This is a genomic window from Streptococcus sp. Marseille-P7376 (genome assembly GCF_902460385.1).
Lineage (GTDB): Bacteria > Bacillota > Bacilli > Lactobacillales > Streptococcaceae > Streptococcus > Streptococcus sinensis.
Genome location: NZ_CABPTS010000007.1, coordinates 1 through 13,993, shown reverse-complemented (window position 1 = coordinate 13,993; position 13,993 = coordinate 1). Strand labels below are relative to the sequence as shown.

The window sequence follows — 13,993 nt, the reverse complement described above, 5'->3', positions numbered from 1 at the left end:
ACAATGGAACTAACACGATCACAAAAAAGAATTATTTTGATGTTAGCTGATGCTACTCTGATATATTTTAGTGGATATGTAGCATACTTTTTCTTATCTGAGTATGTTCTGTTATCAGATTTGAATTTAATACAAACTTTAACAGGAGTTGCCGCCCTTTATTTCATAATTGGTCTTAAAATTCGATTGTTTTCGATCATTAATCGTTACACAGATTATAAGACTCTCAGTACCATAAGTTTTATTTTATTAGGTGCCTATTTTATTACTTTCCTTATAGAAATAGCATTCTCGCTGAAAATTAGTTATCGTTTTCTGTTGCTTAGCTGCATGTTTTCTATTTTGTTTACTATATCTATGCGACTTGGCTGGAGAATGTGGTACAGTTTTAAGAACGGGACTACTTATACGGAAGTTGAAGAAAGTAAAGTTAGCAGAACCTTGGTCGTCGGAGCAGGAGATGGCGGAAGCTTATTTATCACAACCGCTCTAAAAGACTCACCAGAATTAAAAATTGTTGCAGTGGTGGATCGTGATGTAAGTAAGCAGGGTTCGCTCCTGCATGGTATTAAGGTTGTAGGCACAGACGAACAAATTCCAGAAATTGTAGCAAATTATGAGATAAGTCAAATAGTAGTGGCTATTCCGTCGCTTAAACCAGATGAGTATGAGCGCATTCTCTCTCTTTGTAAAAAGACAGGCGCTAAAGTCAGTGCTATGCCAAAGTATGAAGAAGTTGTTACAGGGAAGTTAAAAGTACACAAATTAAGAGAAATTGATATTGCTGATTTGTTGGGGAGAAAAGAAGTTAAACTTGACCAAACAAGTTTACAGTCCAATATTGAAGGTAAGACAGTCTTGGTTACGGGAGCTGGAGGCTCAATTGGTTCAGAACTCTGTCGCCAGATAGTTCGTTTTTCTCCTGCAAGGTTATTACTATTAGGCCATGGAGAAAATTCTATCTATTTAATCCATAAAGAGCTGACTACTAACTACGGAGAAGAGGTAGAAATTGTTCCTATCATAGCGGATATTCAGGACAGAGAGCGGATATTTCATATTATGAAAGAGTACCGACCAGATCGTGTCTATCACGCAGCTGCACATAAGCATGTTCCTCTAATGGAGTATAATCCAACTGAAGCAGTTAAAAATAATATTTATGGAACAAGAAATGTTGCTGAGGCTGCTAAGGCGGCTGGAGTTGCTAAGTTTGTGATGGTTTCTACCGATAAGGCTGTGAATCCTCCAAATGTCATGGGGGCTACGAAACGTGTTGCCGAAATGATTGTCACAAGTTTAAACGAAGAGGGGAAAACCTTATTTGCTGCAGTTCGCTTTGGAAATGTTTTAGGCAGTCGAGGAAGTGTTGTGCCACTATTCAAGGAACAAATTGCAAATGGTGTTCCAATTACGGTGACAGATTTCCGAATGACACGGTATTTCATGACAATTCCTGAGGCAAGTCGCCTAGTCATTCAAGCGGGAGCGTTAATGCATGGCGGAGAAATTTTCGTATTAGACATGGGTGAGCCAGTTAAAATTTTAGATTTAGCTAAAAAAATGATTACACTAAGCGGACATACGGAAGAAGAAATACAGATTGTAGAGACTGGGATTCGACCAGGAGAGAAATTATATGAGGAGCTACTCTCAAACGAGGAGCGGGTTGATGAGCAAATCTATGAAAAGATATTTGTAGGGAATGTGCAGACCGTTTCTAATACAGAAGTGGATGCGTTCATTCAGTCTATTTCTAATTTAGATGGTTCGGAATTGAAAGAAAAGTTAGTAGAATTTGCACAGCAGTAGGGGTATAGATGATAAAGTTCGAAGATTTACCAATCCAAATTAGGAACGAAGAAGTAAAAAGGTATTACAAATTTCTCAGAGATAAAAGGTTTTCATTGTTTTTTAAATTCTTAATGGACCGTTTATTAGCCTTTGTACTACTTGTCTTATTTTTTCCAGTTATTTTGATAATTGGGATTTGGATAAAACTAGATAGTCCGGGTCCGGCTATTTATAAGCAAGTCCGAATTACGCAGTATGGCAGAGAATTCAAAATTTGGAAATTTCGGACCATGGTTGAGGGAGCTGATAAAAAAGGCTCTCTCGTAACCTCTCACAATGATAACCGCATTACTAAAATTGGAAAGTTTATTCGGAAATATCGGATAGATGAACTGCCGCAATTGGTTAATGTGTTATTAGGAGATATGAGTTTTGTTGGTACCAGACCAGAAGTTCCTAAATATACCAATCAGTATACAGATGAAATGAAAGCAACTTTATTATTGCCAGCTGGGATAACCTCTCCAGCAAGCATTTCGTTCAAAGATGAAGATCTTATAATCAATGGCTGTGTCGAACGTGGCTTAACGGTTGATGATGCATATGTGAAAGAGGTTTTGCCCGCAAAAATGCACTATAATTTAGAGTATTTGAGACAGTTTAGTTTTATTAATGATCTAAAAATCATGATTCAGACAGTAGTGGAAGTAGTTAAATAGGAGAGTGATCTATCATGACAGAATATAATATCCCTTTTTCCCCCCCAGATATTACAGAGGAAGAAATCGCTGAAGTTGCAGACACCTTGCGTTCAGGTTGGATTACAACCGGACCTAAAACAAAAGAATTAGAAAAACGTTTATCAGAGTATACCCATACTAATCGTACGGTATGTTTAAACTCTGCTACAGCAGCTTTGGAGCTTATTCTGCGAGTTTTAGAGATTGGTGAAGGAGATGAGGTTATCGTCCCAGCGATGACTTATACAGCTTCTTGTAGTGTTATCACTCATGTAGGTGCGACTCCTGTCATGGTTGATATTCAGGAAAATTCTTTTGAAATGAATTATGATTTGCTTGAAAAAGCCATTACATCCAATACAAAAGCGATTATCCCTGTAGAATTAGCTGGAATTATATGTGATTATGATAGAATTTTCGATATTGTTTTTACAAAACAGCATCTATTTAAAGCGACTGGTAAGTTACAAGATGTCTTTAATCGGATTGTAGTTATTTCTGACAGTGCTCATGCCTTAGGCGCAACGTACAAAAATGTTCCTGCTGGTGATATTGCTGATTTTTCATCATTTTCTTTTCATGCTGTAAAAAACTTTACAACAGCAGAAGGAGGCAGTGTCACTTGGAAATCACATCCTGATATTGATGATGATGAATTGTATAAAGAATTTCAGATTTTATCACTTCATGGTCAGACCAAAGACGCATTAGCAAAAACTCAGTTAGGATCTTGGGAATATGACATTGTGAAGCCAGCTTATAAGTGTAATATGACAGATATCATGGCTTCAATTGGGTTAGTACAATTAAAAAGATATCCTCAATTACTGGAACGAAGAAAAGCGATTGTTGCTCAATATGATAAGGCATTTGAAGGTATGCCTATTTCACCCCTGAAACATGATGGGCCTCACTATCAGTCATCTAGACACTTGTATGTTACACATGTCGAAGGAATCAGTTTAGAAGAACGTAACTTGATTATTCAAAAGATGGCTGAAGCAGGCATTGCGTGCAACGTACACTATAAACCACTACCAATGTTGACAGCCTATAAAGATTTAGGATTCGATATCAAAGATTATCCAAACGCATATCGCTATTTTGAAAATGAAATTACATTACCGTTACATACCAAACTAAGTGATAAGGAAGTGGAATATATTATTGATAACTATAAATTTATATTGAATCAATTGTTTGATGAATAATAGTAAGAGGAAATTTAATGACTGCTGTTAATGTACGAAAACTGCAAGAGAAAACATTAGAAATTTTAGTGTATTTTGATACGTTCTGCAAAGAACATAATTTGACCTATTTTCTCTGTGGAGGTTGTCTAATTGGTGTTGAAAGGCATAAAGGGTTTATTCCATGGGATGATGATGTGGATATCTTTATGCCTAGAAAAGATTATGAAAGATTGGCGGTAATTTGGTCGAAATATAATCAAAAATCAAGATATGTTTATTGTAGAACCGATCGAAAACATAATTATCATGATGCAGGAGCTTCTATACGAGATAGGAGTACAACATTTATTAATAGACATAGTATTAATGATGATATTTGCCATGGTATAGGAATCGAAATAATGCCGATTGATGCTTGTCCTGATTCTAGAATTAGACGATGTTTGCAATTGTTTCATGCTTTTGTCTTCTCTCTGTTTAATGTCCAGAGATTACCTGATAATAAGGGGGGGCTGCTTAGAAACATGGCAAAAATTATGTATTTTTTGGTTCCCTCTCAAAATATTAGATATAAGTTATGGAAATACTCAGAACAACAAATGTCTAAGTATTCTTGGGAACAGTGTAGTAAGGTTACAGAATTAATAGGAGCTGTTAAAGGGATGTTGATAGAACATCCAAAAGAAGATTTTGATAGTGTTATACGGTGTGATTTTGAAGGTTACAGTTTGCCAGTTATGAGAGGTTACAAGGAATATTTATCAAAGATATGGGGAGATTATATGCAACTACCACCAGTTGAATCTAGAGTGCCTAAGCACGATACTATATATATTAGTACCACGGAACCATATGAACAATTCAAAGGTATTTATTACTGCATAAAAAATGAATAAACTTAATTATAAAAGTGGGGAAATAATATGAATATTGCCATTATTTTTGCTGGAGGAACAGGTCAACGAATGAATTCTAAGACCAAGCCAAAACAATTTTTAGAATTGCACGGGAAACCTATTCTTATATATACATTAGAACAGTTTCAAAGACATGAACAAATTGATGCTATTGTTTTGGTTTGCCTATCAGAATGGAAAGACTATTGCCAGGACTTGATAGAAAAATTTAAAATTACTAAGGTATGCAGTATTGTTTCAGGAGGAGCGACTGGGCAAGAATCAATTTTTAATGGATTGGATGAGGCTTTTAAAAAGTTCCCAGAGGATAGCATTGTCTTAATACATGATGGGGTTAGACCGTTAATTAATGCTGAAACTATATCCAAGGATATAGAATGTGTGCAAAAAAATCGCTCTGCTATAACAGTATCAGTAGCCAGCGAAACAATAAGCTTAAGAGGAGAGAATGATACCGTTGGCAAAATTATAGATAGAAGTCAATGTCAAATTGCAAAAGCTCCTCAATGTTTTATACTTAAGGATATTTATCAATCTCATTTAAAAGCCCAAGAACAAGGGATTAATGATTTTATTGATTCGGCCAGTTTAATGAGTTTCTTTGGATATACATTACATACTGTCGAGGGTCCTTCTGAGAATATCAAGATAACTTTTCCTTCAGATTACTATGTTTTTAGAGCAATCTTAGAAGCTAAAGAAAATTCGCAGATATTTGGTATTTAACATAAAAGGATATTTTGAAAGGAAATAAATATTTTATGATACCACTGATTAGCATTATAATGCCTGTATATAATTCTGAAAAATACCTGATACCTGCTTTGACTTCATTACAAAATCAGTCTTTTAAGAATTTTGAAGTTATTCTTGTTAATGATGGCTCGACAGATAATAGCCAGAGTATTTGTGAGGAATTCTGTAAAAACGATTTTAGGATGAAATTATATAGTCAGAAGAATGAGGGACTGTGTTCGGCTAGAAATACTGGCATAGAGAATGCTTCAGGAAAGTATTTAATGTTTATGGATAATGATGATGAAATAAGTGAAGATGCATTAAATGTTCTTTGTGATTATATAAATAAGTTCAATGTTGATATAGTTCGATTTAATCGTAAGAGAGTCCAAATATTTACTGAAAATAAAGTAAAGGAAGATATATATGGTTGTAAAGGGCTCTGTATAAATGATGCTCCAATTTATATGAGTCGTGCTGAATTTTTCAATAGCTATCCTAGAGTGCGCAATAGCGGTTGTTTTTCTGGTATTTGGAATGGAGTTTTCAAAAAGGAATTATTTGAAAATAATAAAATTAGATTTGATACAGACATAAAATTCGGTGGAGAAGATTGGTTGTTGAACTTGGAATTATATGCAGTATTTAGAAACATACTGTTTATTCCAGATATTCTTTATATTTATTATAGAAGATTATCTCATAGCACCTCTACCAAATATCAGGAAAATAGAATTGTAGCTATAAAAAAAGTAGCAGAGTCTGAATTGAAGTTGCTAATTAATGAAAAAATTCAGAATGAATATTATGCCCACAGTATGGCGATGTATTTAGGACAAATAGTTAAAGTAATGATGCATCGTGAGAGTGGTTTATCTTTTCTAGATAAAATAGTTAAATTAAAAGATTTAAAAAATAGCGTTGCATTTGATATAGAAGCGAACAGTTCGATAGTGTTAAATGCTTCATTTAAAGATAGATTATATGTTATGTTATTTATAAAAGAGAGATACAGAAGTCTGTTGCTCATTTCTCAACTATTACTGATTATGAGAGGGAATACATAGTGGATAAAATGAAAAAGAATGAAGAAAAATATGATCAAACTGCTGTAGAAATAAATAAAAGATATCAGGAGTTGTTTTATTCTTCATCATTTCAAAAAAAACGTAGAAATGAAAAATATATAAACTATTTTAAAAATGGTAATTTTAAAAAGATTATTGAAGATATATTTTTTAAAATCTTTATTAAGATACCGTCATCAACAGCCGGAAATGTTATCAAGCCTAATACATCAGGAGAGTTAGATATAACAGGAAAAAAAATTGCAGTTTATAGTTGTATCGTCGGACGATATGATTCTATTATAGAACCTCTTTACATTGATTGCGATATTGACTATTTCATGTTTACTGATTTAGATTTACCAAGTGACTCCAAATGGAAAAAAATAGATATTACACAATTCGAAGAGTATAATAAACTTTCACCTATTCAATTAAACCGTAAAATAAAAATGTTGCCACATGTTTATCTGAAAGATTATGATTATAGTATCTATGTAGATGGGTTGATTGAAATAGTTTGTAGTATGAAACCTTTAATTGAAAATATGAAATCATCTAGTTTAGGAGTTCATTTTCACAACCAGAGAGACTGTATTTATGACGAAGCAATTATGATTAAGTATGCTAAAAAAGCAGATATGTCAATTGTTAATCAACAGCTCAAGATTTATCGAAATGAAGGTTTCCCATCACATAATGGCCTGTACGAAAATACTATTATGATTCGAAATCATAATAGTCAATTGATGTGCAAATTAATGGATAAATGGTGGGAGGAATATTTAAAATTCCCAACTCGGGATCAATTAAGTTTGCCATATTTAATATGGAAAAATCAAATTCCATCAGATGAAATTTGTATATTAGGTAATAATTTAAATAAAAATCCGAGGTTTAATAGAGGGTTGAATCATTTATAATGAGAAAAATTGTTATACATAAAAAACGAACAAAGTTTAATTTATTGCTTATTGGGGCTTTCATAGCTTTTATATTGTTTGATGAATTATACTTCAGAGGAAGAGAATTATATATAACTCCAATAATTGGATTGTTTCTTTTATTGTTTGATGATCAAAAAATTAAAATCAACACAGGAGTCGTATGGATAATATTATTATCAATTTACACATCTTTAATTGGAGTAAAATTATCGGATAACACTGAGAATTTCTCTCTCTTATATAATATAGTTTCTTTTTTGAATATTTTAAATATCTATCTATTATTTTTGAAATATAGTGAAGATTTCTTTTATATCCTAAAGAATACATTGTTTTTTACAACTATTATCACTTCGTTTTTTATATTTTTAAGTGAGCTTCCTATATTAAGGTATAGGTGGACCGATTATTTAAAAGGACATATAGGTTATAGATTAGGCTTGTCTTCAGATATAAATCCGAATACAATCGCATGGTTATTTGGAATACTGGGCATGCTAACTTTATTCCTATACATTCATGAGCGTCACAAGACATATTTGTTTTTAATTGTTCTTCAAGTTATCTTTATACTATTAAGTGGATCAAAAGCTGGACTACTTTTTATGTTAATTCCTATTTTATATTACGGAATTAAAAGTTTATTTACACTCAATATTAAAATAACCATACTTATTATTTTAGCAATAGGAATCTTGTGGTTTTCTATCCAGCATAACCCACTATTATATACATTGGTCGGAAAAAGAATTGATGAAATGTTGTTAACATTAGGGATTGGACGTGATATAGCCGGGGTGTCTGTAGATGCTACTTCAACACTTAAGCGGATAGATATGTTGGAAACGGCCTGGAGAATGTTTTCAGAAAAGCCTATATTTGGTTGGGGGATTGGAGCATTTGCAAAATTTGGGGGATATGGATATTACAGCCATAATACTTTTTTAGAACTGTTAGTAAGTGGTGGAATAATAGGATTTATCATTTATTATGGGTACTTATCGCTTCTTAGTATAACTATTTTTTTGAAAGAAAAATCTAAGTTGAAAGATATGTTATTGATTTTAATAATTAGTTTGATCCTGTCAGATATGATAACAGTTACTTTTTATTCTCGTATTGTTTTTTATTTTAGGACAATATTAATATTAATAGTATTATCTTTGAATACAGATTTGGAAAAGAGCTAGTATGTTAGATACAAAAATGTCAGGAACTATCGTCAATTCTGTAAAATGGTCAAGTTTAACAGAAATTGCAACAAAATTAATAACTCCAATAACTGCAATGATTTTGGCACGTTTGCTAACTCCTTCGGAATTTGGTGTTATTGCAACAGTTAATATGGTCATCAGTTTTGCGGATGTTTTTACAGATGCTGGATTTCAAAAATATATTATTCAAAAAAAATTTAATAATGAAAAAGAGTTAATTGATAACGCAAATGTGGCATTTTGGACTAACATGGGAATTTCTTGTCTTTTAATGTTACTGATTGTAATATTTTCAGAGCAGATTGCTAGCATGGTTGGGAGTCGTGGATTAGGACATGCGATATCGTTTTCTAGCATCAGCTTAATTTTCACCTCATTTTCAAGTATACAATCGGCTATTTTGAAGAAAAATTTTCAATTCAAAGTGTTATTTTGGATACGTATTTTAATGGTCGTTATTCCCGTTGGTGTAACTCTACCTTTAGCATTTTTAGGTTTTAGCTATTGGAGTGTTATTATCGGGTCGTTAGTAGCTCAGTTTTCAGTTGCATTGGTTTTGACAATACAATCTAAATGGAGACCTTCTTTCGAATACAGTCTTGTCAAGCTGAAGGAAATGTTTTCTTTTAGTAGTTGGATATTAGTTGAATCTATTTTGCTGTGGCTAACAACTAATGGTGATATCTTTATACTAAGTCAAACACTTTCGTCTTATTATATTGGTTTGTATAAAAACTCCATTACTCTAACAAATAGCATTTTTAATATGATTATTGCGGCAACAAGTTCAGTTCTACTGTCGGCGTTAGCAGCAACTAAAGGTGATGATGAACAATTTTATAAATTATTTTATACTTTTCAGAAAACAGTTGGCATCATTCTAATTCCCTTAAGCGTTGGAGTTTTTCTGTATCAGGACTTAGTTACATATATTTTATTAGGAAGCCAATGGAAAGAAGCTAGCTTTTTAATTGGTTTGTATAGCTTAGTGAACTGTTTTGCAATTCTTGTTGGACAATATATTAGTTTGATATTTACTGCCAAAGGACTGCCAAAATTATCAGTATTATCTCAAGGCCTCCAGTTGACTCTCATGATTCCTTTGTTAGCAGTTTGTTCGAATTTTGGATTTGAAGTAATTGTTGTAGTGAGATGTTTTATTAGATTATTTTATGGTTTCATTAATCTCTTCTTAGCTAAAAAATACCTCAAAATTCCTTTCTTGCAGATGTTGAAAAATCTTTTGCCACCTTATATGAGTTCGTCTGTTATGGGAATTGTAGTCTTTGCTTTACTGCCATTATCAAGTGGTGTTGGATGGGAATTTTTTACTATAGTATTTGCTATGCTCATCTATAGTATTGTTATTTTGTGTTTTCCTAGCTATCGAAAAATGATTTTTCAATTATCAACTAAACTAATCGTAAAAAGATTTAAAAAGAGGTGATGCAATGAGAGAACGAAACACGTAGCTTTAAGGACTGAGAGGCATTGCTATATTACTAGTCGTGATCTATCATTTATTTTATAGATATAATCAACTATATTTAGAAGCTCTCCCAAGTCTTATAAAGTATTATAAGGAAATTGGTGTGTCATTGTTTCTAATTATATCTAAAAGATTATTTGCTTAAAAATTTAAAAGAAATTGATATTTTCAGGGAGTTTAGATGCAGATGTTCGAAAAAGAATTTCAAATATTAAATGAATTGTTAGAACAAGAGGATAACGGAAAAACATTTTTAATTACAGGTGCAACAGGGTTAATTGGAAAAACCTTAATTCGTTTTTTATTGGCATGGAATGCAAAATCAAAGCAGAAATTAAAAATAATCGCTCTAGTTCGGGATGTTAAAAAACTTAAAGCATGTTTTGGAGAAGAGGTAGACAACTTAGAATACCTAGTAGGAGATGTTAGAACTGTTGACTTAAGCAACCTCCACGTGGATTATATCATTCATGCTGCTAGCCAAACTTCAAGCAAAGGATTTATAGAAAGTCCAATAGACACGTTGTCTGTTGCAATAGATGGTACTAAAAATCTACTGGAGTTTGCTAGAAAAAGTAAACTAAAAAAATTCATATATCTATCAACGATGGAGGTTTATGGCTATCCTCAATCTGATGAAAAAATCTTTGAAACCTCAGGGACTAATATTGATACGATGGATGTTCGTTCATGCTATCCTGAAAGCAAGAGGCTATGTGAAAATTTATGTGTAGCTTACAGCCGGGAATATGATTTGCCTATTAATATTTTACGTTTAACTCAAACTTTTGGACCTGGAGTTGAATACAACGATGGACGAATTTTTGCAGAGTTTGCACGTTGCGTACTTGAAAATAAAGATATTTGCTTAAAAACAAAAGGTTTAACAAAAAGAAGTTACCTACATGTGTACGACGCATTGACCGCTATTTTTCAAGTGCTCTATCTAGCTGACAGTGGCAATGTTTATAATGTGGCTAATGAGGCTACATATTGTAGTATCTATGATATGGCTGTTTTTGTATCTCGTAAAATATCTAAGCAAAGAATCAAAGTAATAATAGCGGAAGAAGAAAACAAATATGGTTATGCTCCTACTCTTTGTATGAATTTAGATACAAGTAAGTTAAAGCAGTTGGGCTGGAAGCCGCTATATGATTTAGAGGATATGTTTAATATGATGATATTGGATTTGCAAGATAATCAAAAGGAAAATAATAATGGAACAAAAAAATATCAATTTTAAAAATAAAACAATCCTCATTACAGGAGCTGCTGGTTTTATTGGCTCAAATCTTGTTAAGAGATTATTAGAGTTAGACGGACCGATGACAATCATTGGTTTGGATAATTTGAATGATTACTATGATGTTGAACTCAAAGATTATCGATTAGATCAGATTGACAAGCTTAGTGAGAAGTATCCAGAAAAAAACTGGATATTTCTTAAAGGAAGTATTTCAGATAAAACTTTCATTGATGAAGTTTTTAACCAATATCATCCTCAAATAGTTGTTAATCTAGCAGCGCAGGCGGGGGTTCGTTATTCGATCACAAATCCAGATGCATACATAGAAAGTAATATTATTGGTTTTCATAATATTTTGGAAGCTTGTCGCCAGTCTTATGAGATTTACGGTGGTGGTGTAGAACATTTGGTTTATGCTTCATCTTCGTCAGTATACGGTGGAAATACAAAAGTTCCGTTTGCAACGGAAGACAAGGTAGATAATCCTGTTTCGCTCTATGCTGCAACTAAAAAATCTAATGAACTTCAAGCTCATGCGTATTCGAAGCTTTATAATATTCCTTCTACAGGTTTACGCTTCTTTACGGTTTACGGTCCTGCAGGTCGACCAGATATGGCTTACTTTGGTTTTACAGACAAATTACGAAGTGGTTCTGATATTGAAATTTATAATTATGGTAATTGTAAACGAGATTTCACTTATGTAGATGACATTGTTGAGGGAATTTTACGGGTGATGCAATCTGCTCCGGTAAAACAAATAGGAACTGATAATCTACCCTTAGCACCATATAAAGTGTATAATATTGGTAATAATCAGCCAGAAAATCTTTTAAACTTTGTTGATATCCTGCAGCAAGAACTAATTCGAGCTGGAGTTTTACCAGAGGATTATGACTTCGATAATCATAAAAAATTAGTTCCTATGCAGCCAGGGGATGTTCCCGTTACTTATGCAGATACAAGTGCTCTAGAGAGAGATTTTGGTTTTAAGCCAAAAACTTCTTTGCGAGAAGGCTTAAGAAAATTTGCAGAATGGTATAAAGAATATTATAATGAATGATAATATTCTTCCATGAAAGGAAAAAGTATGAAAATAGCAGTAGCAGGTACAGGGTATGTTGGTTTGTCCATTGCAGTTTTGTTGTCTCAGCATCATCAAGTAGTAGCGATGGACATCATTCCTGAGAAAGTCGACTTAATCAATCAAAAACAGTCTCCTATCCAAGATGACTATATAGAGAAATATCTTGCAGAAAAAGAGTTAAATTTAGTGGCTACATTGAATGCAGAAGAAGCTTATCAGGATGCAGATTTTGTTGTGATTGCAGCTCCAACTAATTATGATCCAAAAAAGAATTTCTTCGATACGTCTGCTGTAGAGTCTGTCATAAAAACAGTGCTGAAATATAACCCTGAGGCAATCATGGTGATTAAAAGTACAGTTCCTGTGGGCTATACAGAGTCAGCGCGGAAGAAGTTTCAGACTGAAAATATCTTATTTAGCCCTGAGTTTTTGCGTGAATCAAAAGCACTTTATGATAATCTGTACCCGAGTCGAATTATTTTAGGGACAGATAAAAATAATGAGCACTTGGTAGGCGCTGCTGAAACTTTTGCGGGATTGCTCCAAGAAGGAGCTTTAAAAGAAGATATTGATACATTGTATATGGGCTCTACAGAAGCTGAAGCGGTGAAACTGTTTGCGAATACTTATCTCGCTCTGCGCGTTTCTTATTTTAATGAGCTGGATACTTATTCTGAGATGAAGGGTCTAGACACTCAAGCTATTATTGATGGAGTTTGTTTAGATCCACGGATCGGCTCTCACTATAACAATCCTTCCTTTGGCTATGGTGGCTATTGTCTTCCTAAAGATACCAAGCAACTTCTTGCAAATTACTCTGATGTTCCTCAGGATATGATGACAGCGATTGTACAAAGTAATCGGACAAGGAAAGATTATATTGCCGATCGGATTTTAGATCTTGCTGGTGCTTATGTTGGCAATGACTCCTATGAGCCAGCTAGGGAGCGAGACATTACTGTCGGTGTTTATCGTTTGACAATGAAAAGTGACTCAGATAATTTCAGGCAATCTTCTATTCAAGGTGTTATGAAACGTCTGAAGGCCAAGGGTGTCACCATTATTATTTACGAGCCAACACTTGAGGATGGTGTTACCTTCTTTGGCAGTAAGGTGGTCAATGATTTCAAAAAATTTAAAGAACTTAGTCAAGTGATTATTGCCAATCGTTTTGATGAAAGCTTAGAAGATGTACAAGAAAAAGTTTACACTAGGGATATTTTCAAACGAGATTAATTCAGTTTATATCTTGTAGCAGAGTTACATGATTCAATCTCCCTCTACAATGTCACATTCTAGCCAATTATTTTATATTGGGAGCGGTTGGTGATGGAGGGGAGAATGAAAAAGAACCTGAAACTTTTTGGGCTCTTTTCTACCATTTGTCAAGTCTGTCAAGGCTTTAAGTGAAAAATGAGATAAGACAGTAGCTATTCCGAGGTTACTGTCTTATTTTTAACACTTTTTGAGCCATAAAAGGGCATGCAAAAAAAACACCTCATCTGGTATTTTTTGAAACAAGGTGTTCCAATAATACGGCATAGACAGCCTTATCGAT

The 13,993-nt window shown here is 33.4% G+C and carries 13 protein-coding genes; all 13 read left to right on the top strand.

All coding sequences use genetic code 11. The features are described from left to right. The first annotated feature begins 3 nt into the window (after window positions 1–3). From FZ952_RS05105 to FZ952_RS05045, 13 genes are read left to right on the top strand one after another with little or no spacing between them, the layout of a single operon-like run. Window positions 4–1,812, top strand: a complete 1,809-nt coding sequence (locus FZ952_RS05105) for a polysaccharide biosynthesis protein (protein WP_148880847.1) — start codon at window positions 4–6, stop codon at window positions 1,810–1,812. Between the two features lie 8 nt (window positions 1,813–1,820). Further along, the gene (locus tag FZ952_RS05100; RefSeq protein WP_148880846.1) at window positions 1,821–2,513 is read left to right on the top strand and encodes a sugar transferase; all 693 of its coding nucleotides are present in this window, start codon (window positions 1,821–1,823) and stop codon (window positions 2,511–2,513) included. 14 nt (window positions 2,514–2,527) lie between these two features. Continuing rightward, window positions 2,528–3,745 (top strand): DegT/DnrJ/EryC1/StrS family aminotransferase, encoded by a 1,218-nt coding sequence (locus FZ952_RS05095; protein ID WP_148880845.1) that lies wholly within the window; start codon window positions 2,528–2,530, stop codon window positions 3,743–3,745. A 17-nt stretch (window positions 3,746–3,762) separates the two neighbouring features. Then, window positions 3,763–4,623: a phosphorylcholine transferase LicD gene (locus tag FZ952_RS05090; RefSeq protein WP_062201433.1), complete on the top strand. Its 861-nt coding sequence runs from the start codon at window positions 3,763–3,765 to the stop codon at window positions 4,621–4,623. Between the two features lie 27 nt (window positions 4,624–4,650). Continuing rightward, on the top strand, window positions 4,651–5,370 hold the full coding sequence (locus FZ952_RS05085; protein WP_148880844.1) for a 2-C-methyl-D-erythritol 4-phosphate cytidylyltransferase: 720 nt from the start codon (window positions 4,651–4,653) through the stop codon (window positions 5,368–5,370). Between the two features lie 35 nt (window positions 5,371–5,405). Beyond that, the gene (locus FZ952_RS05080) at window positions 5,406–6,449 is read left to right on the top strand and encodes a glycosyltransferase family 2 protein (RefSeq protein ID WP_148880843.1); all 1,044 of its coding nucleotides are present in this window, start codon (window positions 5,406–5,408) and stop codon (window positions 6,447–6,449) included. Between the two features lie 8 nt (window positions 6,450–6,457). Continuing rightward, entirely contained in the window at window positions 6,458–7,372 is a 915-nt protein-coding gene (locus FZ952_RS05075) for a glycosyltransferase domain-containing protein (RefSeq protein WP_148880842.1), read from the top strand. Then, the gene (locus FZ952_RS05070) at window positions 7,372–8,586 is read left to right on the top strand and encodes an O-antigen ligase family protein (protein ID WP_148880841.1); all 1,215 of its coding nucleotides are present in this window, start codon (window positions 7,372–7,374) and stop codon (window positions 8,584–8,586) included. The genes FZ952_RS05075 and FZ952_RS05070 overlap by 1 nt, the downstream gene beginning before the upstream one ends. 1 nt (window position 8,587) lies before the next feature. Continuing rightward, window positions 8,588–10,057 (top strand): lipopolysaccharide biosynthesis protein, encoded by a 1,470-nt coding sequence (locus tag FZ952_RS05065; RefSeq protein ID WP_148880840.1) that lies wholly within the window; start codon window positions 8,588–8,590, stop codon window positions 10,055–10,057. A 34-nt stretch (window positions 10,058–10,091) separates the two neighbouring features. Continuing rightward, the gene (locus tag FZ952_RS11935; RefSeq protein ID WP_148880907.1) at window positions 10,092–10,244 is read left to right on the top strand and encodes a heparan-alpha-glucosaminide N-acetyltransferase domain-containing protein; all 153 of its coding nucleotides are present in this window, start codon (window positions 10,092–10,094) and stop codon (window positions 10,242–10,244) included. A 36-nt stretch (window positions 10,245–10,280) separates the two neighbouring features. Continuing rightward, entirely contained in the window at window positions 10,281–11,345 is a 1,065-nt protein-coding gene (locus FZ952_RS05055) for an NAD-dependent epimerase/dehydratase family protein (RefSeq protein ID WP_262366335.1), read from the top strand. Then, entirely contained in the window at window positions 11,320–12,411 is a 1,092-nt protein-coding gene (gla, locus tag FZ952_RS05050; protein ID WP_148880839.1) for a UDP-glucuronate 4-epimerase Gla, read from the top strand. Before FZ952_RS05055 ends, gla begins: the two co-directional genes overlap by 26 nt. 27 nt (window positions 12,412–12,438) lie before the next feature. After that, window positions 12,439–13,671: a nucleotide sugar dehydrogenase gene (locus tag FZ952_RS05045; protein ID WP_148880838.1), complete on the top strand. Its 1,233-nt coding sequence runs from the start codon at window positions 12,439–12,441 to the stop codon at window positions 13,669–13,671. The last annotated feature ends 322 nt before the right edge of the window (window positions 13,672–13,993 follow it).